Here is a 26,076-nt window from a genome sequence, read left to right as displayed (position 1 = left end):
GGACGCCGTCCGTCGCCAAATCGTCCCCAAAGGGTATCGCCCGTGCATCACGATCCGTCCTGCCCCATCGGCATTTTCGACTCCGGTGTCGGCGGCCTCACCGTCGCCCGCGCCGTCATGGAACTGCTCCCCGACGAAAACATCATCTATTTCGGCGATACCGCCCGCGTTCCCTACGGTGTCAAATCACCCGAAACCGTGGCCCGCTACGCCGCCCAGATCACCCGGTTTCTCCTTGAGCGCCACGTCAAACTGCTCATCGTCGCCTGCAATACCATGGCCGCCGTGGCCCTGCCGGCTATTACCAGTCTCTCGCCCGTGCCCGTGCTCGAAGTCATCGACGCCGGAGCCCGCAGCGCCTTGGCCGTCACCCGCTCCAAACGCATCGGCATCATCGCCACCCCCTCCACCGTTGCCAGTAAGGCCTACGAACGAGCACTTTCGCGCCTTGGCGGCCCGGACGTGCATACCGTAGCCAAAGCCTGCCCGCTGTTCGTCCCGCTCGTCGAAGAGGGCTGGCTCGACCACCCGGCCACCCGGCTGGTGGCCGTCGAATACCTGGCCCCCCTGGCCGCCGAAAACCTCGATACCCTCATCCTCGGCTGCACCCACTACCCGCTGCTGGCACCCCTGCTCGCCGATGTTGTCGGTCCCGGCCTGCGCCTCCAGGACTCGGCCACCGCCGTGGCCCGCCAAGCCGCCGCCATCCTTAACGAGCAAGGACTGCGCAACCCCGGCCGCCAGCCCCGCTACGATTTCCACGTCACCGACATGCCGCATCGCTTTTTAGAGATCGGCCAGCGGTTTCTGGGACAGGCCATGGTCAACGTCCACCTGGAGACGATTTAAGCGAGCGCGTAAGCGCGGGTGGGACGGTGGGGAGGCGCAAGGCGGAAGGCGGGACGGTGGAAGGCAGAAGGCAGAGGGCAGAAGAGAATCGGGGCTTTGCCCCGAACCCCACCGGGGGAATGATCCCCCCGGACCCCCCGGCAGGGGAGCAGGGGATGGGAAGCGGGTTGAGGGAGGCTCTGGGGGCGTGGGCGTGGGCGTGGGGGGAGCGGGAGCGGGAACGGATGGCGGTCGGGATTTGGGGGGCTGGGTCAGCCGTCAAAGCCCGGCTGGCCCAGCCCCCCAAATCCCGACCGCCAAGTCGCCAGCGGCCCAAAGGGCCGCATTTGCTTGGAGAAGGAGCAACCAGATTGGCTGGGGGAACCGGCCCGGTTTCTGCTTGGGCGTGATCGCTTTCCCGATCCAAACTGACGCTATCCCGTTTCCTCCGAGTCAGACCGACGCGATCTCGCTCCATTCAATCCAGACCGACGCAATCTCGTTCCCTTCGACCCAAACTGACGCGATCCCGCTCTCTCCGATCTGTCCGACGCGATCTTACTCCCGCCCGCTGCGTCCCTGGGAGGCAGCGCCCGGCCTAGCGGACGACGACGCAATTGCGGCCGGCTTCCTTGGCGTCGTAGAGGGCGGTATCGGCCCGGGCGATAAGGGAGTTGGGGGTGTCGTCGGGGCGGTTGGCGGTGACGCCGAAGCTGCAGGTCACCTGTCCGATGGCCGGAAAGGAGTGGTTTTCGATTTCGCTGCGCAGGCGCTCGGCGAGCTGCCGGGCCGCCTCAATGCCGGTCTGGGGGGTGATGAGGAGGAATTCCTCGCCGCCGTAGCGGCCAAACGTGTCGTGGTCGCGGACATGGCGGGAGACCAGGTGGGTGAGCGTGGTGAGGACGACGTCGCCGGCGGGGTGGCCGTAGGTGTCGTTGACGACTTTAAAATGGTCGATATCGAACATGATGGCGCACAGGTTGTCGGCGTGCCGGGAGGTGCGGTTGCATTCGCGTTCCAGGGCTTCGGCCAGTTCGGCCCGGTTGGCAATACCGGTCAGGGCGTCGGTGGCGGCGCGGATGCGCAGGATGCGGCGTTCCTCGGCCAGGGGGGTGATATCGGTGAAGGTGATGATGGTGCGCCCGAGTTCGGGGAAGCCGGCCGAGGAGACGAGGTAGGTCCGGGCGCGGTCGGACCCGATGGGCAGGGGGGTGAAAACGGCCTGGTGGGTATGGTTTTCGTGCTGCCCCAAAAGTGCAGTCCAGGACAGGTCGGCGGCATCGAAGCCGCGTCCGTCGAGTTCCAGGAAGCGCCCGGCGTGTTGGCCGAGTTTGAGAGTCGCCAAATCCGGGGCACCGAGGAAATCGAGGAAGGTGCGGTTGATGTAGTCCACTTCGCCGGCGTGCAGGGTGAGGATGAAATTGGGGTTGATGTCGAGGATAAAGCGGAACATGCCGGCCCGGTCTTCGGCGGCTCTGGCGTCGAGCAGGGTTTTGGCTTCCTTGGCCAAAAGGGCCAGGAGGTTGTCGGCGTCGATGGGTTTGACGACGTAGCCGTCGATGCCGATATCGATGGAGCGCAGGAAGAACCGGGTGTCGCTGTGGGCGGTGACGAGGATGACCGGGGTGTTGGGGTCCATGGCCTTGATGGCTTGGGCCATGTCCAGGCCGTCGAGGCGGGGCATATTGATATCGGTGACAACGATGTCGGGCCGCTCGAACTTGTAGGTCTCGAGTCCCTGCGCGCCGTCGGCGGCGGTGGTCAGGCGGGCGGCGAAGCGGGACAGGAGCAGGCTTAACTGCTCGCGGGCGAAACGGTCGTCCTCGACCACGAGGATATGCATGGAGCGCAGCGGACGCAGGCGTTCGGGCAGCAGTCTGGGCGGGGTCATGAGCCGTCTCCTGGGGTATCGGACCGGTGAAGCGGTCCGCGGGCTGCTGGGGCGAGCGGCAGGCGGATGGCCATGCGCGCGCCGTGTTTGTGGTTGGCAACAGTGAGCGACCCGGACATATGGTCGGTGATGATGGTCCTGGACATGTACAGGCCAAGGCCGGTGCCGTCCTGGCTGCCTTTGGTGGTGAAGTAGGGGTCGAAGATGCGATCCACGATTTCGGGGGACAGGCCGCCGCCGTTGTCGCTGATGTGGATCGCGGCCTGCCCCTTGCGCTCCATGACGCGGATGGCAATGCACCCTAGGGCGGGTTTGTGGGCCAGGATGGCGTCCTTGGCGTTACTGAGCAGATTGAGGATGACCTGGGAGAATTCGCCCCGAAAGCCTTCCACGCGCGGGTTGTGCCGGGCGACGAAGTGCAGGGCGATGCCGTGTTGGGCCAGGCTGGCTTCGATGAGGAGCAGGGCGTCGCCGATGGCGTCGACAACCAGGAAGGGTTCGCGTTTGCGGTCGGGTTTGAAGAAATTGCGGAAGTCGTCGATGGTGGACGACATTTTGCGCAGAATTTCGAACGCCTGTTTGTGGGCGACATCGAGGGCGCGGGTGTCGTCGCACACGGCGTCGTATTCAAAGCGCAGATTGGCCAAAAGGATGCTCAGGGCGTTTAAGGGTTGCCGCCACTGGTGGGCGATGTTGCCGATCATTTCGCCCATGGCGGCAAGCCTGGTCTGATTGAGGAGCAGGATATCCTTCTGGCGGTTTTTCTCGGTTTCCACGCGCACCCGCCGGGCCAGATCGCGGTTAAGGGCCGAGATTTCCTCCTGGCGGGCGGCCAGGGCGGCCTGGACGCGTTTGCGTTCGGTGACGTCGCGCACGTTGGCCAGGATGACGTTGTTTTGCCCCACGGACAGGCGGCGCAGATAGACTTCGACAAAAAAGTGGCTGCCGTCGTGGGGACGGCGGGCTTTCCATTCAAAGAAGCGTTCTTCGCCGGCCATGACGTCGCGCCAGTATTCGGCCAATTTGTCCTTGGGGTTGTCCTGGCTGGAGTAGTCGGCCTCGATGCCAAACGTCGCGGCTTCTTCGCGGCGCACGCCGTAGAGTTCGAGCATCTTGTCGTTGACGTCGAGGATGGTCCCGTCGGCGTTGTGCAGGAAGATGGCGTCGTAGGTGCTGTTAAAGACCTTGCGGAAGTGGTCTTCGGAATTGCGCACCCGCTCTTCGTTGTTGCGCCGTTCGGAGATGTCCCGGAAAAAGGCCAGGATGGCCGGCTGGCCGCCGTAGGCGATGGCCTGGCCTGAGATGTCGGCGTGAAAGGTTTCGCCGTTTTGGCGGCGGCAGGGGATGGCTTCGAGCAGGCGGCGGTTGCCGGCGGCGATGTCGGCGAAGCGGCTTTCGGCGCTGTGGCGTTCGGCCTCGGGGTGCAGCTCGCCGGGCCGGATGGCGGTGAACTGGTGCGGTGCGTAGCCAAACATCCGGCAGGCGGCGGCATTGACCCGGATAATGGTTTGGGCGGTGGCGTCGGCGATGACCAGGCCGTCGGAGGTCTCGTTGTAGATGGCTTCGAGTTCCGCGTTGGTTTCCCGCAGCCGGGCCAGGGCGTCGCGGTAGGCGGTGATGTCCCGGGAGAGGACGACAAGGCCCTTGGGACTGCCGTCGGCATTGAAAAGCGGGGCCTTTATGACGTCGAAGTGGCGTATCTGGCCGCCGGGGGTGGGTATGGAGATGCCGTAGATGGTGACGGCGCGGCTGGCCCAGGTCCGGGCGTCGGTGGCGGCGGCGGCGGCGAAGGCCTCGCCGCCGCTGGCGGATTTTGCGGCCAGTTCCGCGTCGGTGCGCCCCTGCCAGGAGATGCCGGTCAGGCCGAAGTCCTCGATCAGGGCCTGATTGGCCACGATCCAGCGTCCTTCGGCGTCCTTGAAACAGACCGGGTCGGGCATGGCGTCGAGCAGCGAGCGCAGCCGCTGTTCGCTTTCGGCCAGTTCCTGGGAGGCCCGGCGGCGTTCCGACGTTTCCAGAGCCAGGCTCAGCATGTCGGCCATGGAGCCGGCAAAGGCCTGCTCGTCGTCGGACCAATGGCGTGCGCTGCCCAGATGCTCCAGGCGCAGCACCCCGGCCACCCGGCCGGAGAAGCGAAAAGGGGCGTCGAGGAGCGAACCGATGCCGCGCGGTTTGAGGTAGGGCTCGAGAAAACAGCGCAGCAGCAAGGTGTTTTCGACATCGACGGCGGCAATGACCCGCTCATGGGCCACGGCTTCGAAATAATCCTGCGCCGCGCCGCAGGCCAGGGAGACGCCCTCGTCCTGGCTGGCGGGGCCGCTGCCGAGCAGGCACACCAGCCGGTCATGGGTCGGCGAGAACACCCACACCCCGGCCCGCCCGATACCGATGACTGCCGTGGCCCGCTGCAACAGGGCCGCGGCAAAATCCTTGAAATCGCCGCCTTCCAGGGATTTGACGCCGCCCAGATCGAAGATGGCCCGGGCCTGGGCGCTCAAACGGACCATGCGCCCGGTCAGTTCCTGCTCCCGGCGGTTGATCTCGCGGAAAAGGAGAGCGTGGGGCCGGCTGATGCCGATCACCACAATAGCCTGGCAACTCAGGCAATAGCCAAGGACTTTAAACGTGTGCCCGAGCATGCTGATCGCCCCGCCGGGACGGCCCGCAGCGCAAATGGCCGCCGATATGGCCAGACAGCACAACGAGGCCAGGAGCAGATTGCCAATGGGGCCGGGCGACAGCGTCCGGGTGCTCCAGACCCCCACGGCAGCGGCCGCGAACAGCAGCGCAGCCAGGCCGTTTCCAGTCGCTTCGAGCAGGGGCCGGCCCTGCTGGCCGGGGCCGGCTCCGGGCACCTCCCAGACGCGCAGCGCAGCCAACGGCTCCCACGGCAGAAACACCAGCGCCAGGACCACGGCGGCGCAGCCCAGCCAGACCCCGACAAGGGCAATGGAAATCCGTCGGCGCTGGGGACGCCAGGCCCCAAAGCACAGGGCCAGGGACAGCAGCAGCATGCCGGCCGGGCGAAGACCGGCCAGGATTGCTGCCGACGCGGACAGGCCGGGTTGGCTGGCGACCAGGACCGGCCGGGTTCCGTCAAAGAACGCCGCCGCCAGGAAGGCCAGACCCAGAATCAGAAAAAAATCCTCATCCACATGGAGTCTGGCGTTCCACACGACCAGAAAGGTGGCGGCTCCGGTCAGGGCGCAGGCCAGATCGGCCAGGATGGCAAAGAGCGGCAACGTAAAGCAGCCCACAACGGCCAGGGCTGCCACAACCGAGCCCAGCAGCCAGAGATCCTTGGTCAGGGTGGCGGTGGGAAAGGGCGGTGGTGGACTGGGAGGTGTCGGCATGGGTGTTACGGGCGGTCCGGGAGCAAGGCCGGCTGCTGTCCTGCCGGAAACGTCAGACGTACACGGGGGATGGCAATGTCTGGAAACGACTCGGAAAAACGACGCACAGCCACTCCAATGCGAAAAAAGGGACGATGCCTTCCTAAGACTATTACCCTCTACGTTGGTCGGGTATGGCCGTCAAGTTTCTCCGGCCGAGGCGGCGCAACGGCCGCGCAAAGGGGATTGACAGCCTTTTGAGTCGGGATTAATCCTTTATTTTTCGGGTGTTTCAGCGAATGTTTCAGATGGCCGCGCGGGAGCGGGTTCACCCCAGCGGGTTCGCCCAGCGGGTTCGTTTGATACGGGAGGCGCGTCATGTCCCCATTGTCCACCTTGTTCCAGTCGCGACCCAGAATCCTGCCAGCCGTTCTGCTGCTGCTCCTGCTTCTGGCCGGTTGCCAAAAGCAACTGCCGCCGCCGAGCAGTCCGCCGCCGCCAAGCCCGGCCGAGCGGCTGCAAAGCCTTAAGCAAACCGTTGCCGCCGGCAATTGTGCCGAGGCGGTGCCGGCCCTGGCTGCCCTTGTGGGCCAAATGCCCGATAGTGCCGAAGCTTTTTTGCTGCTGGGGCTGTGCAGTGCCCGCCAGGGACAGCCCGAACGGGCCGAAACGGCCCTCTCCCGGGCTGCCAGCCTCGATCCCGGCAATCCCAGGCCCCAGGAAGCCCTGGGCATCCTGCGCTACGGCCAGCAAAATTTTCCCGCAGCCAAAGACGCCTTGACCCGGGCGGCGGCGCTTGGCTCAGCCAACCCCCAAACCTATTACTACCTGGGCAATCTGGCCATGCAGGCCGGAAACTGTCCGCCCGCCCTGGAAAATTACCGCAAAGCCATGGCCAAAGACCCGACCTATGGCGACGCCTTCAAAGAATACCGCGCCGCCGTTGCCGCCTGCGCCAAAGTCGGCCAAGGGGGCGGCAAGCCGTAGCGGGAGGGGAAGGAGGCAGGGCGCGGTCTAGCGGCCCTGGCGCATTTCTTCGCGGGAAAACAGCTTGTCCAGATCAAGCAGGATCAGCAGGCGATCATCGAGCTTGCCGACCCCTTTGATGTATTCGGACTCCACCCCGGCCACGACTGCCGGCGGGGCCTCCACCGTATCGGCTTTGATCCGCAGCACCTCGGAAACGCCGTCAACCACGAACCCGATGATCATGCCGTGGATCTCAATGACGATGATCCGGGTCTGATTGTCGTAATCCCGCTCCGGCATGCCGAAACGTTTGCGCAGATCAATCACCGGAATGACCCGGCCGCGCAGATTGATCACGCCCTCCACAGCCGGCGGCGAGTTGGGAACCTTGGTGATGGGCATGATGCGGATGATTTCCTGCACCCGCAAAATCTCGATGCCGAATTCTTCCTCGGATATGGCAAACGTGACAAGTTGCAGCAGTTCGTTCTCTTGCTTGATTCCCGGTTCGTCGTCCATACGCGCCTCCATATAGGGATAGGTCAGGCCAAGGAAAAGTTACGCCTTCCCTTCCGTACGCCAAGTCGCGGCCGAAGGCGAGGCCTTCGCCGCCAAGGGCGTACGCCGCCCCCCGGGACAACGAAAAAGGCCGCCTGCGCGGGGACGACGCAGGCGGCCTGGGAACAGTCTCTACGACCTGACGGGAACGTTCGGATGCCGCAACCGGGCTAGATGTAATCACCCCGGTTGAACTTGAACTTTTCGGTAACGGTCATGACTTCCAGTTCATTGACCAGGGAACCGAGACCGGAGCTGGTGCCGGCGGGCAGATCTTCCTTGAGCTGCTTCACGCCGCTTTCGATGTGATCAAGGATGCCGTAGGCCTGCTTGAGGGAATCGCTCCCGGAGCCGGTGGCCAATTTGTCGGCGTAGCTCTCCCACTTGGTCAGCAAGGTGTCCACGTTTTCCATAACGGCGCGCTCTTGTTCGTTGATTTCCTCCGAGGCCTCGGTCGAGTCGATGCCCTGGAGACTGGAGAGATCGATGCCGGAAAGGCTTGAAAGCGGCGGCACGGTCAGGCCCGAAGACGGGGCGACGCTGGCGGTACCGGTTTGCTGGGCCAAAAGGGCGGCAAAGGCATCCGAACTGTCCTGTGTCCCCTTGGACTGTTCCGTGGTCTGCCGCAGGGCGGTCAGTTGGTCGGTCTGGATCTTCATCGCCTTGCCCCCTGTTGACGTTTGCAAGTTACAAGCAAAAAGCTTGCCACTGGCCTATTATATGTCAACATCATGCAATTTAAGGATAAATTAAATTTGGCAGGCGGAAAATTTTGCCTCTTAGGCTCTGGCCTGCCCCCACTCCATATGACACCGGAAACGCCTTGTCTATTGCCATTCACTTTGGCATCCTGGCCTAACCGGGCCGTTGTCCCCTTTTCGGCCGGCCCGGCGGAAACTTGAGCGCGGGAAGTGCCCACGCCCGGAAAAAAGGAGCGCAGCATGCTGAGCGTAAAAAAAATTCTGTGTGCAGTGGATTTCTCGGAAAGTTCTCCCCAGGTGGCCGAATATGCCGCCACCCTGGCCGCCGCCACCAAAGCCGAAATCCTGTGCGTCTACATCGCTCCGTCCCTGGCGGAATATGTAGGCTTTAACGTGCCCCAGGCGGCGCTGGACACCTTTGTCGGCGACGTCGTGACCTCGGCCGGCACGACCATGGACGATTTCGTGGCCGCTCATTTCCCGGGCTTGCCGGCCAAGGGCCTGGTCCTGGCCGGCTATCCGGCCGAGGAGATCCTGGCCGCCGCCGAGGAACAGCAAGTCGACATGATCGTCATGGGCACCCATGGCCGCACCGGCATTGACCGCATTATTTTTGGCTCCGTGGCCGAAAAGGTGGTCAAGGCCGCCGTCTGTCCGGTGTTGACGATCAAGCCCCACGAGGCCGCGTAGCCGTCTGCTGCCCATGCAGCCAGCCACAGACCCTGCCTGCCGCGCCCGCGCCACAATGAGGACAACGCCCCCCGTTGCTCCCGTTGTGGTGGCGCGGCAGGGCAAACCCACTTTGGAGTACGCCGATGCAGCCGAGCGACCGGGTCCGGGACGATGTGCGTGAATTTACGCCCTACGCTCCCGGCCTCTCCATGGAAGAGATCAAGGAAAAGTACAACCTGACCCGCGTGATCAAGCTGGCCAGCAATGAAAACCCGCTGGGAGCTTCGCCCCTGGTCAAGCGGGTGCTGGGACGCAAGGCCGACATGGTCTTTCGCTATCCCCGGGCCGGCAATCCCGCCCTGACCGCCGCCCTGGCCGCCTATCACAATGTGCCGCAAGACTGCGTGGTGGCCGGCAACGGCTCAGACGAGATCATTGACCTGCTGGTGCGCGTCACCTGCCGGCCGGGCGTGGACAACGTGGTGGCCTTTGCCCCGTGTTTTTCCATCTATGTCCAGCAGACGCGCCTGTGCGGGGTTGCCTTGCGCCAGCCGACGCTTGGGCCGGATTTCACCTTCGACCTGCCGGCCCTGGCCGGGGCCTGCGACGAGCACACCTCGCTGGTGTTTCTGACCAACCCGGACAATCCCTCCGGCCATGCCGTGCCGGCCGAAGAGATCCTCGCCCTGGCCCGGTCGTTGCCCCAAAAGGCGCTCTTGGTGGTGGACGAGGCCTATGCCGAATTTGCCGAGCCGGCCGAGCGCTATTCCATGCTGGCCCGCTTTGGGGAGTGCGGCAACGTCGTTGTGCTGCGCACCTTTTCCAAGCTCTACGGGCTGGCCGGGCTGCGCCTGGGCTTTGGCGTCATGCCGGCCTGGCTGGCGGATTATCTGCTGCGCGTGCGGCTGCCTTTTAGCGTCAACCTGCTGGCCGAGGCCGCCGGGCTGGCGGCGCTGGAAGACGCGGATTTTATCGGGGCAAGCCTTGTAACCGTGCGCCGGGGGCGCACTCGGCTGGCCGAGGCGCTGGCCGGGTTTGGCTGCCGGGTGTATCCGTCCCAGGCCAACTTTTTGATGTTTAAGCCGCCGTATCCGGCCGCCGAGGTGTTTGAGGGGCTGCTTCGGCGCGGCATCATCGTGCGGGCGCTTAAAAGCTACGGCCTGCCCGACCTGCTGCGCGTGAGTATCGGCAACGACGAGGAAAACGAGGCCTTTCTGGCAGCGTTTAAGGATATCCTCGACCATGCCAACTAAGGCGCGCCGCATCATCACCCTGGACGGACCGGCCGGGGCAGGCAAGACGTCTGTCTCGCGCCGGGTTGCCGGCGAACTGGCCCTGGCCTACCTCGACACCGGGGCCATGTTCCGGGGGCTGGCTTTGCGCCTGGGGCCGCAGGGGCATCTGCTGCCTGAGGCCGCTATTGACGCGGCCCTGGCCGACATTGTCTTTTCGCTTTCGGGCTGCGGCAGCGACACCCGGTTGCTTCTCAACGGCGAAGCGCTGCCCGACGCCGCCCGCACCGAGGAAGTGGGGGCCAGGGCCTCGAAACTGGCCGCCCTGCCGGTGGTGCGCCGCCGGCTCAAGCTGGCCCAGCAGGCCCTTGGCCGGGAAACCGATCTGCTGGCCGAAGGCCGCGACATGGGCACGGCGGTTTTCCCCGAGGCCGCCCACAAGTTCTTTCTCGACGCCTCGCCCGAAGTGCGGGCCGCCCGCCGGGTGCGCCAGCTTGCCGCCCTGGGCCGGCCCCAAGACTACGAAACCATTTTGGCCGCCATCCGCAGCCGCGACCATGATGACCGCAACCGGCTGGTTGCGCCCCTGTGCGCCGCCCCGGACGCCCTGGTCATCGACACCTCGGCCATGACCGAAGACGCCGTGGTGGCCCGCATCGTTGCGGCCGTCGGCACGTAAACCGTCCCACTGCCAAGGAGTCCGCTCCATGCTCGACCGTTTCAAGAAACGCTCCCGCCGGGCCAAAGGGCTTTCGGCCGAAGCCGCCTCGCCTTTTCCGTCCCGGTCGGGCTTTACGCCCCATATCGTGGTCTATTCGCTCAATGGCAACGGCGTGACCATTCAGCGCTACGACGCCCTGGCCGAGGGCGAGCCGGTCCTGCCGGCGGGGTGCGTGGCCTGGGTGCGCGTGGTGGGGGTCCACGACGTCGGGCTGGTGCGCACGGTGGGCAAGCGCTTTGGACTGCACAGCCTGCTCTTGGACGACGTGCTCGACACCGGCCATCGGCCGGTCATTGAGGATTACGACGAGCATATCTTTATCCTGCTGCGCCTTTTGGCCTTTGATGCCAAGGAAAAACGGGTGCTGGCCGAGCAGGTGGGGTTGGCGGCCGGGGACGGCTTTGTCCTGACCTTTCAGGAGCGCGAAACCAACCTGTGGGACGACGTGGCCCTGCGTCTGGAAAAGGGTGGCAACAAATCCGCCCGGCGCGGCCAGCCGCAGCTGACCCACGCCCTTCTTTCCGCCATTCTCGATGACTACATCCTGACGCTGGGGCAGTTGGCCGAGGAGATCGAGGGCCTGGAACAAGCGCTGCTGTCCAACGGTGGCGACCAGCTTCTGACCGAGATTTACCGGCTCAAGCGCGAGGTGCTCTTCCTGCACCGCTCCTTGTGGCCCTTGCGCGAGGTGCTGGGACGCTTTGTCAAGGACGAGTCCATTGCCTCAGACCCGGCGGCTGCGGTTTTGTGGAACGACATCCAGCAGGATGTCTATCAGGTGCTTGATGCGGTGGAGACGTTGCGTGAAATGCTATCGGAGATGGTGGGCCTGTCCATGACCAAGGCGGAACTGCGCATGAACGCCGTGGGCCAGTATCTGACGCTGGTGGCCACCATCTTTTTGCCGCTCAACTTCCTGGTCGGCTTTTTCGGCATGAATTTCGACAATTTGCCTTTTAAGCAGGAAGAATGGGGCATTTATGGCCTGTTGGGGCTCATGGGCGTCATGGTCATCGGCATGGCGCTGTATTTTAACCGCAGGCACTGGCTGCCTTCGGGGCCTGAGCAAGGAGAGTAAAACCGCGCCTGCGCCGGCAGGGGGCGCGGGTCAGGGGGTGGCCGGCCGGTGTTTGGGCGGGAACTCGGTGAAATAGCGCTCCACGAATTCGTCTATGACCAGATCGGGTTTGGTGGCTTCCACCGTGGCCCAGTCAAAGACGCGGCTCTCGCGCGGGTTGGACGGGTAGGGCCACAGGTAGACGGCCTGTTTGAAATGCTCGGACAGAAAGGGCATGAGTTCGTGGGCAAAGGAATCGCGAAACACAACGGCCGTGGGCAGGCTGGGATCGTTGATTTCGGTGGTCACCGTTGGCTGGAACAAGGACTTGGGGGCCAGGGGGTTGTCGACTTCCACGGCCTGGCGCGGCGTGTGGGGCGCAAACGTCACCCGATCCTCGGGAAACAAATCCGCCAAGGCCAGCATGCTGGACAAGCCACCCGCGAGTCCCGGCGTGATCTGGATGTCGTAATCCCCCCGGATGGTCGGCGCAAAATCCCACGGCATCCGGGCCAGACGGTGCATGATTTCACTATAGCCGACAAACGCCCCGGACGTCGTCCAGTGGGTGTCGGTGCGGTAGTAGAGCAGCCCCCCTTGCTTGGCCGCAAAAAGGGCCGGCCGCAAATCCAGAACGGCCACCCCGGCCGTCTCCAGGGCATGGACCAACTGGTCGGTGCGGTTGATGGGGCTGACCCGGTTATACTGCGGCGGCAGGAATTCCGGATAGATCGTTTCCTTGTTGGGTGCCAGCACGATCAAATAGCGGATGCCCTGGGCTGCCAGCCGGTCCTGTCGCTCCCGGTAGACGTTCACCCACCAGGCCAGATCCTCGGGCGTAAAAAGCCGGCTCCCCCGGTAATCCTCCACCACGTTAAGTTCGGGGTTTTCCTGAGCCAAAAACAACCATTGGCCCTGGCCGGCGACAACGCTTTGATACTGGGTCGAGGAGTGCAGGACGTATATATCCAGCATGTTCTGCCAGCGCACAAGCTGCTTGCGAAACCCATAGGTCTTGTCCAGAAAGCCGCGTTGCAGGACATTAAACGTCCGAAACACCTCGGATATGGAAAAATCTGGCAAGGGCGTCGGGGCGTTCTCCATGAGATCGACCTGGGGCGCGAAATGCAACAGATTGTCTGCTGCAGGAAGGCCGATACAGACACAAAAAACGGCCACGGCCGCCCAATGGATGGCCCGACGGCAAAATATCTGGGGCAGTGCCATGCCCGATCCTAAAACTGGAAGTAGATAAAAGGGTTATGCGTGCCACTGGCTAAGGACATGGCGCACAGGACAAACATTGCCGGCATGATGACAAGGCTCACCGCACATTCCAGCCCGTCGTCCACCAACAGCGGCCCCACCCGCCAGGTTCGCAGCACCCGCTCGCGCCAGGCGGAAAGCCAGGGCACGATGGGCGTGACCCCGATCAGGCCCAGGACGAGCGCGATAAACACCTTGGGGTTGAGAAACAGTCCCATGTGCCATTCCACCCCGGAGCCTTTGGCAAAACCGGCCATGGCCTGAATATAGGCCAGGGCCGTTGGCAGGGTGTCGGCCCGGAAAAACACCCAGGCCACCATCACCACCAGCATGGTGTAGGTATGGGCCACCAGCCGCGAGCCCTGGGTCAGGCGCTTGCCCAGGGGAAAGCGTTCCAGCACCGAAAAAAAGCCGTGGAACAGGCCCCAGATGACAAAGTTCCAACTGGCCCCGTGCCACAGGCCGCACAGAAAAAAGATCGCCACCAGATTGCGGTACATCCGCGCCTGGCCGCCCCGGTTGCCGCCCAAAGGAATATAGAGGTAGTCGCGAAACCAGGTGGACAGCGAAATGTGCCAGCGCCGCCAGAATTCCTGGATGGATCTGGAAATATAGGGGTAATTGAAGTTTTCCATGAACTTGAACCCGAACATGTGGCCCAGGCCAATGGCCATGTCCGAGTAGCCGGAAAAATCGAAATAGATTTGAAGCGTATAGCACAGGATGCCGAGCCAGGCCACCGGCGTGGTCAGATGCTCGGCCGGGATGGCGAAAATTTTGTCTGCCGGCAGGCCCACCACGTTGGCGATGAGCACTTTCTTGCCAAGGCCAATGATGAAGCGGTTAATGCCCTTGGAAAAACGTTCCACATCAACGCTGCGATGGGTGATCTGGGCGGCGATGTCTTTATAGCGGATGATGGGACCGGCCACCAACTGGGGGAAAAGCGAAATATACAGGGCCGTATTGGGCAACGACATCTGGGGCGGCGTCTGTCGGCGGTAGATATCCATCAGATAGGATATGCAGTGGAAGGTGAAAAAGGATATGCCGATAGGCAGATGCACCTGCCCGATGGTCATGGTGGGCAGGCCGCCGGCCTGGAGCAGAAGATTGGCATTGGCGACGAGAAAATTTGTGTACTTGAAAATAACAAGCAACAGCAAATTAAACGTGATGGCGACCGCCATTTGCATTTTGGCGTTGTTGCGTTCATGTGACTTGTAAACCCATATGCCGAACAGATAGTTGGCAAGGATGGAAAGCAACATGACAACAACGTATTCGCCTTCGCCCCAGGTGTAAAAAAACAGACTGGCAGCCAGGAGAATCCAGTTGCGCAAATGCACGAATCGCACGCTGGCAAAATAGAGCGCCAGCACGATGGGCAGGAAATAGAATAAAAAAGATGCGGAGCTAAATACCATGGTGCTTCTGGGGTAGGGGGTTGGCCGACGCGAAACGAAAGCCCACGCCAACGGGGCAGCCTTGACAGGCTCGCCAAAGCTGTTTGGCACGCGGGTGATCGCTCTTACTCAAGGCGGCCGGCTTTGACAACTCCCCATCCCGGTGCCCTTGGCAGACTCCCTGTTGTCCGTTATCCAGGCACATGCTTATGGATTCACCTTTGCCGCCGCCCCTGTCCCACATCCGCACACTCCTTGCCGCCCTTGGCCCCGAGCGCATCTGGCGGCCTGTCCCGGCCCCGGACGGCAGCCTGCTGGCCCCGGGCGACGGCTGCGACCTCAGGGATCTCGAAGGCTATCTCGGCAACCTCGACGTGGCCGGGAAAACTGTGGCCGATCTTGGCTGCAATCTGGGCTACTTTACGTTCCTGGCCCGGCGGTGCGGGGCCACCCGCGTCCTTGGCCTGGACAGCGACCCGGAGATTATTCACATCGCCGGCCAACTCGCTACGCTGCATCGTCTCACCGACGTCACCTTCACTGCCTGCGACTTTTTGCGCCAAGCCCCGCCATCGCCCTGCGACATGGCCCTGCTCATCGATTTCATCGGCCGCCGGATCATCACCAAAGGCCGCATCGGGCTTGTCGCCACCGCCGCCAAACACTGGGGTGCCCACGAACTCTTTTTTACCCTGCGTCCCATCTATCAGCTCAGCGATCTGCCGGCTTCGCCCGACCTGCTGCAGGCCCACTACCCCGGCTTCGTGCGCGGCGACGCGTTTTACCTGGCTGATGCCCTGGCCCACGCCCTGGGGCCGGACTGGTCATTGCGTTATTTGACCGACGGGCGCTTTGCCGCAAGCGTCGATCAGCGCTGCCACAAGGCCGCGTTGCTGTTTACCCGCCACGCCTCCCGCTAACGGCGACGGAACAGGGGCATTGCCCAGACCCGACGCCACGCGCGGCGAATTTAAGCGCCGACCCCGCTTACGAAAAAGGACGTGGCATCGCCCAGACTCCGGCCGGACCGTTTTCTGAGGGGCTTGCGTCGCCTGCCTGATTTTTTTCGCTTTCCGCTTAGGGTGCTGCCGCCGACAAGATGGCGGCCACGGTGTCGGGGTGGCGCACCACGGTGGTACGCGGGCAAATTGCTGTGGCGCGCGTTGCGAGATCGTCGCGGTCGGTGACGAGGATGGCCCGCAGATCGGTGCTCCATTCGGCCATGGCCGCCAGCAGGGCCACGCCCTGGGGACCGGCGCAGCAGACGAGGTGCGGTCCGTGGGCGAGGTTGAGGCCCAAGGCCGCATCAAGGTGGCGCAGGCCCTCGGCCGGGGAGAAGTCGTTCCACAGATCGCGTTTGGCGGCGGTGGGGGTGACGGTGATGTCGTGGCCGTCGTCATCGACCCGGAAATGCTGGCGTTCGGGGTCCACGGCGTCGATGACGTCGTGGACGTGCTCCAAAAGCGCCAGGGAGGCGTCCTCGTCAATGGAATTGGCGTGGTCCTGGCGGGTGATGCTGGTTTCACCGCGTCGAAATTGCAGGCCCGCGCCGACATAGGTAAAAGCCAGCCAGGCCGGATCGGCCATGAGCGACGCCAGGCGTTCGTTTATGGCGTCGAGCAGGGCGGTTTTTTCCGGCGAGAGCGGGGCCTGCCCCTGATTGCCCTCGGCGTCCTGCCACTGGCGGCCCAGGGAGCCGGCATAGGCAAAGGTCTGAGGCGGCACGACGGCCCGGTCAACGATGCCGGGACCGGTCAGCGGCGCTTCGGACCACAAGAGCGGTTTGCGGCTGCGGGCCATGGCGAAGCGACAGGCGGCCACGGCGTTCCAGGCCGGCTGGACAGCGGTGCGCACGCGTTGGTCCGGGGCGCGAAACAAGGCGTCGCAGTCGCACACCAGGGCCTTGACGGTTTCGCCGGCAATGGTTTTAAGGCCGCGGCGGATGGCGTCGCGAAGGCCGGAGCGGTGTTTTCCCAGGCGTTTGACCAGGGCTTCCCGGCCGTCTTCCAGGTAGACGCCGTCGTTTTCGAGCTGGCGGATTTCCTCGGCCAGATCAAGCCGCAGGGAGACATCGTCGCCCCGGGTCAGTTCGGCGATATGGTCGCGGCCGGCGGCTTTCCGCAATTCCTCCAGGGAGTGGGCCAAGTGCGCCGTCACCTCCGTCGGCAGGGGCCGGCCGGCCAGCAGGGCGGCGACAGCGGTGCGGCGAAGGACTGCGACCTGGGCCATGAGTCTGGTCAGGTCATCGAGGCTGGTCAGGCGTTGGGCGTGGGGCGGGGGCTGGTGCATACGTTTACCTCAGGGTATTTCACCGCAAAACGTCCCGGCTGGCAAAGGAAATATCGTTTCGCCCGGCGGCGCGCCGTTTTGGGGGCGGTTGCTTCGGCGCGGTGCTTGGGCTAAACAGGGCAAACGTGCGCCAACGCGGACGCGGCAGCCAAGGAGGTTGGGGACATGCGGCTTTTGACGCGATCGGATTTCGACGGGCTGATTTGCGCGGTGTTGCTCAAGGAAGCCGGCGTCATGGACGAATGGGTCTTTGTGCATCCCAAAGACGTCCAGGATGGCAAAGTGGAATGCGGCCCGAACGATATTCTGGCCAACGTGCCGTATGCGCCGGGTTGCGGGCTGTGGTTCGACCACCACACCAGCGAGGCCGACCGCCTGGGCGATTTTGAATTTACCGGCGTTTCCAAGCCTCTGCCGAGCTGCGCCCGGGTCATCTGGGAATATTACGGCGGCCATGCCCGGTTCCCCAAACGCTTTGACGAGATGCTGGCCTATGTGGACCGCTGCGACAGCGGCGATCTGCGCGCCGAGGAAGTGGACGCGCCCCAGGGCTGGATTTTGGTAAGCTTTCTCATGGACCCGCGCACCGGCCTTGGCCGCTACCGCGATTACCGCATCAGCAACTACCAGCTCATGATGCAACTGGTCGAACTGTGCCGCACCGCGTCAGTGGAAGACATCCTGGCCGATCCTGACGTGGCCGAGCGGGTCAAACGCTATTTCGAGCAGGAAGAGCAGTTTACGGCCATGCTTTGGGAGCGCTCCAAGCTGGTGGATAAGGTGCTGCTCATTGATCTGCGCGAGCAGGAAGAAATTTTTACCGGCAACCGCTTTTCGGCCTACGCCCTTTTCCCCGAAGCCAACGTCAGCGTCCAGGTCATTTGGGGCAAGGCCAAGCAGAATGTGGTGCTGACCGTGGGCAAATCGATCTTCGACCGCTCCAACCCCACCGACATCGGCCGGCTCATGCTGTCCTACGGCGGCGGCGGCCATCGAAACGTCGGCACCTGTCAGGTGCCGCAGGAGCAGGCCGAGCAGATTATTGCCGATGTGGTGGCCGTGCTTAATGGCGACGCCCCCCCGGCCGCCAACGCCTGAGCGCGCGCACGCCTGACGTTTCTCGCGGCGCAGCGGAACGCGTTCCGCTGCGCCGCGGTTTCCCCTGATCCCGTAACCGTCTCTCCCCAGGAATCCGCCTTGTCCGAGCCGCTTTCCCCCCCGTCCCCAGCTTTTGGTGACGATCTGCTCGCTTCCTACCATTTCGATCTGCCTGACGGCCTGATCGCCGAGCGCCCCTGCGCGGTGCGCGACGCCTGTCGCCTGATGGTGGTCAACCGGGCGGCCGGGACCACCGGCCATGCCGTTTTTTCCGAGCTGCCCGATCTCCTGCCCCCGGGCGCGCTCCTTATCGCCAACGACACCAAGGTGGCCCCGGTGCGCCTGCTGGGCCAGCGCCCCACCGGCGGCGCAGTCGAATTTCTGCTCTTAACCCCCGTCGCCCTGCTGACCGCCGCAACTGATCCGGCCACGGGCTGGACATCGGCCCCGGCTGCCGGACTGTTGCGCGTCTCCCGGCCGCCCCGGCCCGGGGATCGCTTCGAATTTGCCCCTGATCTGGCCATCACCACCGTTTCCCGGGGAGCCTATGGCCACACCGAAGTGACCCTGTCCTGGCGCGGCAGCCTGCCGGAAATCCTCAGCCGCATCGGGCACGTGCCCCTGCCGCCGTATATCCGCCGGCCCGATGACGCTAGCGACCGCACCACCTACCAGACCATCTATGCCCGGGATGACAAGCTCGGCAGCGCCGCCGCCCCCACCGCCGGCCTGCATTTTACCGTCGAACTGCTGGACACGTTGACCGCGCGCGGCTTTGGCTTTGCCACCGTCACCTGCCATGTGGGCGTGGGCACGTTTTCCCCGGTGCGCGTGCCTGACCTGCGCGACCACGCCATGCACCGGGAATGGATCGAAATTTCCCCGGAAACGGCCGCTGCCGTGGCCCAGGCCAAGCGTGATGGCCGGCCGGTCATAGCCGTTGGCACCACCGCCGCGCGCACCCTGGAAGGGGTTGTGCGCGAAACCGGCGCGTTTGCCCCCTTTGCCGGGCAAACCGATATCTTTATCCGGCCCGGCCACCAGTTCGCCGTGGTTGACGGCATGGTCACGAATTTCCATTTGCCTGGATCATCGCTGGTGATTATGCTGGCCGCCCTGGCCGGGCGTGAGCAAATCCTGTCGGCCTACGGACAGGCCATCGCTTCCGGCTACCGCTTTTTTTCTTACGGCGACGCCATGTTGGTGCTGTAACCGGCCGGCGTCTCCCCACCGCCTTGCCTATTTGGGCCTGGGCCGCGCTCCATGGGAGGAGTCGCGCCGATCCCCTGCCCCCAAGGAGAAACAGATGTCGCGGATTGTCATCGACGAGCAGCGCTGCAAGGGCTGCCTGCTTTGCGTCGAGGCCTGCCCCAAGTCCATTGTCGTGGCTTCAACGCGGTTTAACGCCAAAGGCTACAAAGTGGCCGAACTGCCCGAAACCGACATGGACAAATGCACGGGCTGCGCCTCCTGCGCCCAGATGTGCCCGGATGTGGCCATCACGGTCTGGCGCACGGCCAAAAGCAAAGCCAAGGAGAATGAGTGATGTCGGCCAAACGCATCTTTATAAAGGGCAATGAAGCCATTGCCCAAGGCGCTCTGGACGCCGGCTGCCGTTGCTACTTCGGCTATCCCATAACCCCCCAAAACGACATCCCGGAAATGCTGTCCTCGGCCATGCCCGCCGCTGGCGGCGAATTTGTCCAGGCCGAATCCGAAGTGGCCTCGGCCAATATGCTGCTCGGCGCTGCCGCCTGCGGCGTGCGGGCCATGACCACCTCGTCCAGCCCCGGTGTGTCGCTCATGCAGGAAGCCATTTCCTACATGGCCGGCTCGGAATTGCCGGGCGTTATCGTCAACATGAACCGGGGCGGCCCGGGCCTTGGCGATATCGGTTCCTCCCAGGGCGACTACTACCAGTCCGTCAAGGGCGGCGGCCACGGCGATTACCGCACCCTGGTCCTGGCCCCGGCCTCCTGCCAGGAATGCTACGATCTGACTTTTGAAGCCTTTGATCTGGCTTTTAAATACCGCAACCCCGTCCTCCTTCTTGGCGACGCCATCGTCGGCCAGATGAAAGAGCCGGTGACCCCGCGCCCGGCCCTGCCCCTTGACCCCGAAGCCGGGGCCGACTGGAAACTGACCGGTCGCGGCGAGCGCGCTCCGCGCATCCTCAAATCGCTTTTTCTCGACGACGGCGCCCTGGCCGGCCAGAATCTGCATCTGCAGCAAAAATACCGGTCCATGCAGGCCGAAGTGCGCTACGAAGCCTTCGAAACCGCTGACGCCGAACTGATCGTGGTGGCCTTTGGCTCCATCGGCCGTATCGCCAAGTCCACGGTGCGCTCGCTGCGGGCCCAGGGCTTTAAGGTCGGGCTTTTCCGCCCCATTACGCTCTTTCCCTTCCCCGAGGCCGAGCTGCGCGCCCTGGCCGGGCAGGGCAAGCGGTTTCTCACCATCGAGCACAACCTCGGCCAGATGGTCGATGATGTGCGTCTGGCCGTGCGCGGCCTGACCGATTCGGACTTCTTCGGCTTTCTCCCCGGCAACATGCCCACACCCGAAGACTTCGACGCGCCCATCCGCGCCGCCGTGAAGGGGGCCTGACATGCAGGAACAACTCGTTTTTAAACGGCCGGACGTGCTGGCCGACGTGCCCACCCACTACTGCCCCGGCTGCCAGCACGGCGTGGTGCATCGCATCGTGGCCGAATGCCTGGAAGAGTTCGGCGTGGTGGAGAAAACCATTGCTGTGAGCGCCATTGGCTGCTCGGTGTTTCTCTACAACTACATTCTCGTTGATACCGTCGAGGCCCCCCACGGCCGCGCCCCGGCCGTGGCCACCGGCGTCAAACGCGCCCGCAAGGACGCCTTTGTCTTTGCCTACCAGGGCGACGGCGATCTGGCCTCCATTGGCCTGGCCGAAATCATGCACGCCGCCAATCGGGGCGAACGCATCTCGGTCATCTTCGTGAACAACACCGTCTACGGCATGACCGGCGGCCAGATGGCCCCCACCACCATGATCGGCCAAAAGACCACCACCTGCCCCGGCGGGCGCTGCCTGGAACGCGAAGGCGGTCCCATGCACATGGCCGAAATCATCGCCACACTCGGCGGCGTGGCCTACTGCGCCCGCACGGCCGTCAATACTATGAAAAACATGGCCCAGACCAAACGGGCCATCCGCCGGGCCTTTGCAACCCAGATAAACGATGAAGGCTTCGGTTTCGTCGAGATCCTGGCCACCTGCCCCACCAACTGGAAGCTCTCGTCTGTTGCGTCCAACGAACGCATCGGCAAGGAAATGATTCCCGAATTCCCGCTCGGCGTCTTTAAGGACGCAGCCAAGGAGGACGAGTCGTGAGCCTCTACCAGGACGTTATCATCGCCGGTTTCGGCGGCCAGGGCGTCATGCTCATCGGCAACCTGCTGGCCTACGCCGGCATGGAACATGGGCTTAACGTCACCTATATCCCGGTCTACGGGCCGGAAATGCGCGGCGGCACCGCCAACTGCACCGTCGTCGTCTCCGACGACGCCATCGGCTCGCCCATCATCCGCAGCCCCAAAAGCCTTATCATCATGAACCGCCCGTCCCTGGACAAGTTCCAGCCGCAACTCATCGACGGCGGCGTGCTGGTCGTCAACTCCTCGCTGGTGGACCCGGCCCTGGCCGACGCTTCGCGCGTGCGCCTCGTGCCCGTGGCCGCCAACGAAATCGCCGATTCGCTCGGCAACACCCGCATGGCCAACATGGTGGCCCTTGGTGCCTACGTCGAGGCCACCGGCGTGCTGCCGCTCTCGGCCGTCGAAGACAGCCTCGGCCACGTCATCGCCAAGCACTACAGCCACCTCATCCCCAAAAACGCCGAAGCCCTGCGCGCCGGCGCTGCGGCAGTGGGCAAGGCGTAGAAAGAAGAGAAGGGAAGAGAATACAGTAAGATGCCTCCGGCGGCCGGGGGGGATAATCCCCCCCGGACCCCCTTGCCAGGAAAAAGTTGAGGGGTAAGCCATCTGTTTGGTTTTGCGGTCGTTGTTTCGGTGATTGTCCGCCTTGGCGAGACAGTCGGTATTGCCCATCCCCCCTTTAAAAGTTTTTGGGGAAGGAGGGGGTGTGGGGGAGGGAACCCCTTTTTCCCAAAAAGGGGTTCCCTCCCCCACGTCTTCGCCTCTCACTCCCCCCCAAGGACGTGCTCGCCATGCAACGGCAATTTGGGATTATTGGCCATCCGTTGGGCCATACGTTAAGCCCCCTGGTGCACAACTGGGGGTTTTCGCGTTTTGACCTGGACGCCAGATACCGGCCCTGGCCGACGTTGCCCGAGGATTTGCCGGCCTTTATGGCCCGGTTTCGGGAGACGCCCATTGAGGGCTTAAGCGTTACCATACCGCACAAGACGGCGGTCATGGCCTACGTGGACGAGATTACGGACCTGGGGCGCTCGGTTGGGGCGGTCAACACGCTCTATTGGCGTGATGGCCGGCTTTGGGCCGATAATACGGATGTCGAAGGGTTTAGCCGGCCACTGCTGGTGCGCGGTATTGCCCCGAAAAAGGCTCTGGTGCTTGGGGCCGGCGGCGCGGCCCGGGCTGTTGTTGCCGGGCTGGTGCGCCTGGGCGTGGCCGAGGTCGGGGTGACCGGGCGAAGCCTGGACAAGGGTCAAGCTTTGGCCACGGAATTTGGTGTGGCCGCCGTGCCCTGGGACGACCGGGGCGGCTACGGAGCCGATTTGCTGGCCAATGCCACGCCCATAGGCATGGCCGGGCGGTTCGAGGGTGTCTCGCCGTTTCCGGCCGAGGCTCTGACGACCGGGACCGTGGTCTACGATCTGGTCTATAATCCCCACGACACCCGGCTGGTCCTGGACGGCGTTGCGGCCGGGGCCTGCGTGGTGCCGGGCATCGAGATGTTTCTGTATCAGGCGGTGGAGCAGTTTCGGCTGTGGACCGGGCTGACGCTGCCGGATGATGAATTGCGGCCGCTTATCATGGAAGCCCTGTACGGCAACGACTCCCCCGGGGAGACAGAGGACGACATCACATGATGGATACGCTTCGCGCCCTGGTGCGGTTTTTCGAGTCAGTGGGGCAGGTTGCGGCGGTTGTGCTGCTGGTGGCGGTGGTGGTCGGCGTGGTTTTATTCATTTGGCTTGGCATGGTGAGCCGCAAAATGCCGGCCTCGGTGTCGCCGACAGGGGGACCGCTGCGCACGGGTGATAGCAAGCCCAACTGGGTGTCGAGCACGGCCCCGAAACGCGACGTGCTCCACTACATCGCCCCGCGCCCCTGCGTGGCAAATCCCATCCCGGCCCTGGAAGCGGTGTTGCGCCAGGGCGGCTATGCCGTTGTGGCGGTCACCGAGCGTTACATCCAGGCCACGGCCCGTTCGTCCCGCTTTGGCTTCATTGACGACATGGAATTTCTCTACGATCCGGCCGCCGGCCTGCTCCATGCCCGCTCGGCCTCCCGGGTGGGGCGCAGCGATCTGGGCATGAACCGTCGTCGTTTGACCGAGATTTTTAAGGAAGCCGGGCTGTAGCAGAAGTCGCCTCGTTGCCTTCCAGACGGATGCCTCCGGCGGCCGGGATGATCCCCCCGGACCCCTGCACTTGGAGAAGTTTTTTAGGGGGTTACTGGGGCTGGGACAATGCCGTTCCCCTTTAACCCCTTGCCTTCCAGGAGGGTTTCCAAAGGGGCCACCCCTTTGGCCGCCGGAGGCATCTTCGTCTTCTCTTATCTTATCTACTCTTCTCTTTTATTGACTATGGATGGTCAACTGGGAGCCGGTTTGCAGGGCGTTGCTGCTTTTGATGTTGTTCCAGGCCATGAGCGACGACGGATCGACGTTGAATTTTTTGGCGATGCCCCACAACGTATCACCGGGTCCGACCTTGTAATTGACGGACTTGCCAGCGGCTTTGCTCGCCTGGGCCTGGGGTGCGGCGGGCTGTTTGGCGGCCGGGGCCGGCTGGCTGGAGGCCTGGGCAAACGCCTTGGCGGCCGGGACTATCGGTGCCTGGGCAACGGTCTTGGCGGCCGGCGACTGGGGCGCGGCGATGGGTTTGGCCGGGGTATCGTTTTTGGCCGGCTCGCGGTTGGCCGGGGCGGCTGCGACCTGGGCCGGGGCTTTGGCCGAGGCCGGCAGGGTGAGCCGGTCGCCGGGGCGCAACTTGTCCAGGCGGCCGGGGTTGGCGGCGGCGAGCTGTTTGGGATCGACCCCCTGGGTGCGGGCGATGGCGTGGGCCGTGTCACCGGGCTTCACGACGTAGGAGCCGGCCGAGGCGATCTGGACCGGTTCCGGGGCGGCCCTTTCGGGCGTTTTCTGGCCGGGTTTGCCCGGAATGGCCAGCCGTTTGCCGGCGAGCAGTTCCTTGGGCGAGCGCAGGCCGTTGGCGGCCATGAGTTCCTGTGTCGTCACGTCGTACTTGGCGGCGATGGAGCCGACAGATTCGCCCCTGGCCACGGTGTGTGTCTTGCCGGCCTCGCCCGGGACGGGGACGGCGTTGGGCTTTGCGGCGAGAGTCGGTTGGGCTGGTGCGGCCGGTTGGGAACCGGGGATGTTGAGCCAGGAGCCAAGGGTCAGGCGGCCGGCGCGTTTCATCTTGTTGGCGGCCAGCAGATCCTGGGTGGACACGCCGTATTTGCGGGCAATGCCGGGGACGGTGTCGCCCTTGCTGACGTGGTGGCGCTGGGGTTTGCCGGAAGCGGCCAGGGGTTTGGGGACGCAGGCATCGGGGCCTTCGGCCAGATTCGCGTTGTCGGCACCCGAGGCGCTCAGCGCGATGCGAACGGCCTGTCCGGGCGGCAGGGTTTCGGGCAACCCGGCGTTTAACTGGCGCAATTCAGCCACGGGCATGCCGGATTTGCGCGCGATATTCCACCAGGTTTCCCCGGCCTGGGCAGTGTAGACTTGCCCCCCGGTCGGCTGGGAGTTCTCGGGATTTTTAAGAAAGGCCAGGGCGACCTGTTCCTTGGCCACGGGCACGTAGACGTTGACGGTCATGTCCGGCGGGCTGACCTGCCGGCGAAAACCCGGGTTGTATTCGCGAAACTGCTCCCAGGGCATGGAGCAGGCCTGGGCCAGGGCGGCCAGATCGGTGCCGCCCGGGGCCGGTACTTCCTTGAGATTGGGGCCGGCCTGCCAGTTGACCTTTTTAAAGCCCAGGGAGTCGAGATTCTGAAAGATTTTGAGCACAGCCAGGAATTTTGGCACGTAGTGGCGGGTTTCTTCCTTGAGCAGCTTGGGGTCTTTGGCGATGTCGAAGAAGTCGCACTGGCCGCTGGCGGCCATGACCCGGGATATCTTGCCTTCGCCGGCGTTGTAGGCGGCCAGGGCCAGATTCCAGTCGCCAAACATCTGGTAGAGCTTGGTTAAGTATTTGGCGGCGGCCACGGTGGATTTGTAGGGATCGCGGCGTTCGTCCACCCACCAGTCAACGGTGAGGCCAAAGCGGCGGCCGGTGTAGGGCATAAACTGCCACATGCCGCCCGCGCCCACGGGCGAATAGGCCATGGTGTTGTAGCCGGATTCGATAAACGGCAGGGCGATCAGGTCCGGCGGCAGGTTGTAGCTGGCCAGCACGGCCCGCACATAGGGCAGATGGGGTTCGGCCCGGCGCAGCCAGGTGTCCATGGAGCCGCGTTTGTCGATGGAGAAGTACTGGAGAAACACCTGCACTTCTTCATTTTCTTTGACATCGAGATCGAACTGGATGGCACCGCGCGAGGCGAGCGCCTTTTTCTCCTGTTCGGTCAGCGGCCGGCCGCGCTGGAGATTGTCAAGAATCTGTGAGGTATTCCAGAGTTCCGGCTCCAGGTTGGCTTTCATGTCAGCGTTGGATTTGTCGTATTGCTTGCCGGAACACCCGGCCAGCAGCAGGAAGGCGGGAAGAAGGACGTAGAGGAGAGATCGGCCCATGCACCTTACTCCAAAAGGAAAAAAGACCGGGGGGCGGTTTCGCCGTCCCTGAAGTCTGTCGAAAGTGTCTTAATAGACTTAATCTATTAATAATTCCATACTGTTTAGTCGAATCTTGACGAAAACGCAAGGAAA

The 26,076-nt window shown here is 63.7% G+C and carries 23 protein-coding genes; 15 read left to right on the top strand and 8 right to left on the bottom strand.

What is annotated here, in order from left to right; all coding sequences use genetic code 11:
- The first annotated feature begins 42 nt into the window (after positions 1–42).
- Positions 43–849, top strand: a complete 807-nt coding sequence (gene murI / locus GTA51_RS05025; RefSeq protein WP_160959219.1) for a glutamate racemase — start codon at positions 43–45, stop codon at positions 847–849.
- A gap of 577 nt (positions 850–1,426) precedes the next feature.
- On the opposite strand, the gene GTA51_RS05020 is transcribed toward murI, so the two are convergent.
- Both GTA51_RS05020 and GTA51_RS05015 read right to left on the bottom strand, forming a co-directional pair.
- Positions 1,427–2,719 carry a GGDEF domain-containing response regulator gene (locus GTA51_RS05020; protein ID WP_160959217.1) on the bottom strand — a complete coding sequence of 431 codons (1,293 nt, stop codon included), beginning with the start codon at positions 2,717–2,719 and terminating at the stop codon, positions 1,427–1,429.
- Complete coding sequence (locus GTA51_RS05015; protein ID WP_160959216.1) at positions 2,716–6,072, bottom strand: PAS domain S-box protein; 3,357 nt, start codon at positions 6,070–6,072, stop codon at positions 2,716–2,718. Before GTA51_RS05015 ends, GTA51_RS05020 begins: the two co-directional genes overlap by 4 nt.
- A 357-nt stretch (positions 6,073–6,429) precedes the next feature.
- On the opposite strand from GTA51_RS05015, the gene GTA51_RS05010 reads away from it, so the two are divergent.
- Positions 6,430–7,038, top strand: coding sequence for a tetratricopeptide repeat protein (locus tag GTA51_RS05010; protein ID WP_160959214.1), 609 nt, complete (start codon positions 6,430–6,432; stop codon positions 7,036–7,038).
- 27 nt (positions 7,039–7,065) lie between these two features.
- Here GTA51_RS05010 and GTA51_RS05005 read toward each other — a convergent pair whose 3' ends face one another.
- Entirely contained in the window at positions 7,066–7,539 is a 474-nt protein-coding gene (locus tag GTA51_RS05005) for a chemotaxis protein CheW (RefSeq protein ID WP_160959212.1), read from the bottom strand.
- A 209-nt stretch (positions 7,540–7,748) separates the two neighbouring features.
- A complete protein-coding gene (locus tag GTA51_RS05000) occupies positions 7,749–8,237 on the bottom strand; it encodes a hypothetical protein (RefSeq protein WP_160959211.1) in 489 nt (162 codons plus the stop codon).
- Positions 8,238–8,519: 282 nt separating this feature from the next.
- On the opposite strand from GTA51_RS05000, the gene GTA51_RS04995 reads away from it, so the two are divergent.
- From GTA51_RS04995 to corA, 4 genes are all read left to right on the top strand, one after another.
- The gene (locus tag GTA51_RS04995) at positions 8,520–8,969 is read left to right on the top strand and encodes a universal stress protein (RefSeq protein ID WP_160959209.1); all 450 of its coding nucleotides are present in this window, start codon (positions 8,520–8,522) and stop codon (positions 8,967–8,969) included.
- Positions 8,970–9,094: 125 nt separating this feature from the next.
- Entirely contained in the window at positions 9,095–10,204 is a 1,110-nt protein-coding gene (gene hisC / locus GTA51_RS04990; RefSeq protein ID WP_160959207.1) for a histidinol-phosphate transaminase, read from the top strand.
- Positions 10,194–10,862, top strand: a complete 669-nt coding sequence (gene cmk, locus GTA51_RS04985; RefSeq protein WP_160959206.1) for a (d)CMP kinase — start codon at positions 10,194–10,196, stop codon at positions 10,860–10,862. The genes hisC and cmk overlap by 11 nt, the downstream gene beginning before the upstream one ends.
- A gap of 28 nt (positions 10,863–10,890) precedes the next feature.
- Positions 10,891–11,982, top strand: coding sequence for a magnesium/cobalt transporter CorA (gene corA, locus GTA51_RS04980; RefSeq protein WP_160959204.1), 1,092 nt, complete (start codon positions 10,891–10,893; stop codon positions 11,980–11,982).
- A 30-nt stretch (positions 11,983–12,012) separates the two neighbouring features.
- Here the strand turns inward: corA and GTA51_RS04975 are convergent, their stop codons facing one another.
- Both GTA51_RS04975 and GTA51_RS04970 read right to left on the bottom strand, forming a co-directional pair.
- The gene (locus tag GTA51_RS04975; protein ID WP_160959203.1) at positions 12,013–13,188 is read right to left on the bottom strand and encodes an alginate O-acetyltransferase AlgX-related protein; all 1,176 of its coding nucleotides are present in this window, start codon (positions 13,186–13,188) and stop codon (positions 12,013–12,015) included.
- 8 nt (positions 13,189–13,196) lie between these two features.
- Positions 13,197–14,654, bottom strand: a complete 1,458-nt coding sequence (locus GTA51_RS04970) for an MBOAT family O-acyltransferase (protein ID WP_160959201.1) — start codon at positions 14,652–14,654, stop codon at positions 13,197–13,199.
- A 188-nt stretch (positions 14,655–14,842) separates the two neighbouring features.
- On the opposite strand from GTA51_RS04970, the gene GTA51_RS04965 reads away from it, so the two are divergent.
- Positions 14,843–15,553, top strand: a complete 711-nt coding sequence (locus GTA51_RS04965; RefSeq protein ID WP_246197981.1) for a methyltransferase domain-containing protein — start codon at positions 14,843–14,845, stop codon at positions 15,551–15,553.
- Between the two features lie 157 nt (positions 15,554–15,710).
- Here the strand turns inward: GTA51_RS04965 and GTA51_RS04960 are convergent, their stop codons facing one another.
- Positions 15,711–16,922, bottom strand: a complete 1,212-nt coding sequence (locus GTA51_RS04960; RefSeq protein WP_160959198.1) for a hypothetical protein — start codon at positions 16,920–16,922, stop codon at positions 15,711–15,713.
- A 165-nt stretch (positions 16,923–17,087) separates the two neighbouring features.
- Here GTA51_RS04960 and GTA51_RS04955 point away from each other — a divergent pair, with 165 nt between their 5' ends.
- From GTA51_RS04955 to GTA51_RS04920, 8 genes are all read left to right on the top strand, one after another.
- Positions 17,088–18,020, top strand: coding sequence for a DHH family phosphoesterase (locus GTA51_RS04955; RefSeq protein WP_160959196.1), 933 nt, complete (start codon positions 17,088–17,090; stop codon positions 18,018–18,020).
- A 99-nt stretch (positions 18,021–18,119) separates the two neighbouring features.
- Positions 18,120–19,232 carry a tRNA preQ1(34) S-adenosylmethionine ribosyltransferase-isomerase QueA gene (gene queA, locus GTA51_RS04950; RefSeq protein ID WP_160959194.1) on the top strand — a complete coding sequence of 371 codons (1,113 nt, stop codon included), beginning with the start codon at positions 18,120–18,122 and terminating at the stop codon, positions 19,230–19,232.
- A gap of 94 nt (positions 19,233–19,326) precedes the next feature.
- Positions 19,327–19,566, top strand: coding sequence for a 4Fe-4S binding protein (locus GTA51_RS04945; RefSeq protein WP_160959193.1), 240 nt, complete (start codon positions 19,327–19,329; stop codon positions 19,564–19,566).
- Entirely contained in the window at positions 19,566–20,627 is a 1,062-nt protein-coding gene (locus GTA51_RS04940; RefSeq protein ID WP_160959191.1) for a 3-methyl-2-oxobutanoate dehydrogenase subunit VorB, read from the top strand. The genes GTA51_RS04945 and GTA51_RS04940 overlap by 1 nt, the downstream gene beginning before the upstream one ends.
- A gap of 1 nt (position 20,628) precedes the next feature.
- The gene (locus tag GTA51_RS04935) at positions 20,629–21,387 is read left to right on the top strand and encodes a thiamine pyrophosphate-dependent enzyme (RefSeq protein WP_160959189.1); all 759 of its coding nucleotides are present in this window, start codon (positions 20,629–20,631) and stop codon (positions 21,385–21,387) included.
- Complete coding sequence (locus GTA51_RS04930) at positions 21,384–21,935, top strand: 2-oxoacid:acceptor oxidoreductase family protein (RefSeq protein ID WP_160959187.1); 552 nt, start codon at positions 21,384–21,386, stop codon at positions 21,933–21,935. Before GTA51_RS04935 ends, GTA51_RS04930 begins: the two co-directional genes overlap by 4 nt.
- 287 nt (positions 21,936–22,222) lie before the next feature.
- On the top strand, positions 22,223–23,068 hold the full coding sequence (aroE, locus tag GTA51_RS04925; protein ID WP_160959186.1) for a shikimate dehydrogenase: 846 nt from the start codon (positions 22,223–22,225) through the stop codon (positions 23,066–23,068).
- Entirely contained in the window at positions 23,065–23,562 is a 498-nt protein-coding gene (locus GTA51_RS04920; protein ID WP_160959184.1) for a DUF1499 domain-containing protein, read from the top strand. Before aroE ends, GTA51_RS04920 begins: the two co-directional genes overlap by 4 nt.
- 216 nt (positions 23,563–23,778) lie before the next feature.
- Here the strand turns inward: GTA51_RS04920 and GTA51_RS04915 are convergent, their stop codons facing one another.
- The gene (locus GTA51_RS04915) at positions 23,779–25,941 is read right to left on the bottom strand and encodes a LysM peptidoglycan-binding domain-containing protein (RefSeq protein ID WP_160959183.1); all 2,163 of its coding nucleotides are present in this window, start codon (positions 25,939–25,941) and stop codon (positions 23,779–23,781) included.
- Between the last annotated feature and the right edge of the window lie 135 nt (positions 25,942–26,076).

The organism is Solidesulfovibrio aerotolerans (assembly GCF_009856865.1).
In the GTDB taxonomy this organism is placed as follows: Bacteria; Desulfobacterota; Desulfovibrionia; order Desulfovibrionales; family Desulfovibrionaceae; genus Solidesulfovibrio; species Solidesulfovibrio aerotolerans.
Note: the sequence above shows the minus strand (reverse complement) of the source record. Positions and strands in the feature narration are given on the sequence as shown.